The 2,000-nt window shown below is 45.5% G+C and carries 2 protein-coding genes; both read right to left on the reverse strand.

Annotation, left to right across the window (positions count from 1 at the left end):
• A partial coding sequence (murF, locus tag A3761_RS22200) for a UDP-N-acetylmuramoyl-tripeptide--D-alanyl-D-alanine ligase (RefSeq protein ID WP_068750899.1) occupies positions 1–1,014 on the reverse strand: 1,014 nt, incomplete at its 3' end.
• Positions 1,007–2,000: Mur ligase family protein (locus A3761_RS22205; RefSeq protein WP_156492036.1), on the reverse strand; the 994-nt coding region annotated here is incomplete at its 5' end. The genes murF and A3761_RS22205, both read right to left, overlap by 8 nt.

The raw sequence follows: 2,000 nt of genomic DNA on the forward strand, positions 1-2,000 counted from the left end.
ATCATTAATGACAGCTGTATTCATACGCCCTTCTGTCGACTCAACCTTTGCCAAGCCTTTTGCTACACCTTCCAAGTCGCATCCAACAGCAATTGCAGCAGTCGCTGCTGCGAGAGCATTTTGGATTTGATGCAAACCTGGCACAGGTAAACCAACCCTTACGCTCTCTTCGTGATAATTCAATGTAAAGCAGCTTCCTTCGGCTTCACATTCAACATCACTTGCAAAGACATCAGCATTTTCACTTTCCTGTGAGAAAGACAAACTTTGCCTTCCTCCCAAGCGCTCTAACCAAGTCATATAGGCTGGGTCATCGAAGTTTATTATTCCAACGCCGTCAGCGCTTAAGGAGTCATAAATTTCTCCTTTGCCTTCGACGATCGCTTCGTAATCACCAAATACTTCAATGTGAGCGCTGCCAGCATTCAAAACCATTGCAACATCTGGTCGGGCCATATTGCTTAGATAGGCAATATCACCTTTCGCTCTCGCTCCCATTTCCACAACTGAAAACTGGTGTTCAGCATTTATGTCTAACAAAGTTAACGGCACACCCACTTCGTTATTGAAATTACCCTTCGTTGCCGCGGTCTTGCCGTATTCTGATAAAACAGCTTTCAACATATTCTTAGTACTGGTTTTGCCTGCTGACCCCGTCAAACCAACTAACTTTCCGCAAAACCTCTGTCGATTAAGTGAAGCAATTGAAGCAAGCGCTTTGTCAGTATCGTTAACTTGTAAATATGAAATCTGTTTGGCTGTCATCCCCTCATCTTCGATATACTGCGATACACTTGCTAAATCTTGTTCGCCAATAACACCTGCACAGCCCTTTCGCAGCGCATCAACAATAAATTCATGCCCATCAAATCTTTCGCCCTTTAAGGCCAAGTAAACATCACCTTCGTTAACGGTACGTGAATCAATAGATAGGCAAGTAAAGCCCGTATCATCACCCAATAAAGTACCCGGCAAAGCTTTAGCCAAAGAGGAGAAAGTCATGACATCAATCATTAATGACCTCCTCTAGCGCCTTAGGAAGAACAGCTGCTCCCGAAATCAATTCGCGCACAGTTTCGATATCACTAAAGTAGTGGCGCTGACCTTTCACTTCTTGCCACGTTTCATGACCTTTACCCGCCACAAGAATGACATCATCTGCTACTGACTTTTCGAGCATTTTCTGTATTGCCATTCGTCGCTCGTGTATCACTTCCACCTTCGATGGCTGCGCAAAGCCCGCTAAAATATCTGCGATGATTGCTTCTGGTGATTCTCCTCGTGGATTGTCATCACTGAGGACAATGTCATCTGCAAACGCTTCGGCAACTCTTGCCATCTCGGCGCGTTTTCCTTGATCACGGTCACCACCACAACCAAATATCACCCTTAGAGAGCCACTGCAAAGAGGCGCTAGCGTTTTAAGTACATTTTCCAAAGCATCAGGTGTATGTGCATAATCAACTACGACTGTAGGTTGATTCACAGACCGAAGCACTTCCATACGGCCATCAACCGCTTTAATCTTTTTAACTCGCGACTCAACGCTTTCGAGGTCGTTCATCGCCGTGGCAGCTGCAAGCACAGCTAACAAATTGCTTAAGTTAAATTCGCCCAGCAATGGGGAGTCGATCATTACCTGACCTACTGAAGCCTTGATCAATGCGTGTATACCCGATGACGAAAGCTCGTTCGTCAATACCGCAACATCAGCAGCTTTACTTGAAACCGCATAACTCGTAATGTTTGTGCCTGGCGTAACAGCGGCTTTAAAATCGCTGAACAGTTCATCATCTCGATTTAGTACTGCAAAGGCCAAGCTCGTGTTCTGAAATAGCTTCTGCTTGGCTTGCGCGTAGTCGGACATTGAACCATGGTAATCCAAGTGATCACGAGTCAAATTGGTGAACACTGCTCCATAAAACTGGACGCCATCTACCCGGTTCTGACATAAGCCGTGCGAAGATACTTCCATCACTACAAACTTTGCACCCGCGTCA

This window comes from Oleiphilus sp. HI0123, assembly GCF_001635315.1.